Source organism: Bacillus sp. SIMBA_005 (assembly GCF_046535585.1).
Lineage (GTDB): Bacteria > Bacillota > Bacilli > Bacillales > Bacillaceae > Bacillus > Bacillus pumilus.
Window position 1 is genome coordinate 1 of sequence record NZ_JAWRWI010000869.1, and the last position, 250, is coordinate 250.

Genomic DNA, 250 nt, shown 5'->3' on the forward strand with positions numbered 1-250 from the left:
CTTTTTCCCGCGCGCCTTCTACATTGTCAAGAATCCATTTGACTTTCGTTCCTGAGAAATAAGGGTCGATCAAAAGTCCCGTTTTTTCTCTGAATGTATCATTATATCCTTTTTCACGAAGTTCCTCACAAATGCCGGACGTCTGTCTGGACTGCCAAACGATTGCATTATAGACAGGACTTCCTGTATCTTTATCCCACACAACCGTCGTCTCGCGCTGGTTCGTGATGCCGATGCCGGCAATTTGAGA

1 protein-coding gene is annotated in these 250 nt (G+C 45.6%); it reads right to left on the minus strand.

Annotated features, from left to right (window positions below; all coding sequences use genetic code 11):
* The coding region (locus SB660_RS22550) for an FGGY family carbohydrate kinase (RefSeq protein WP_410584717.1) at window positions 1-250 on the minus strand (250 nt) is incomplete at both ends.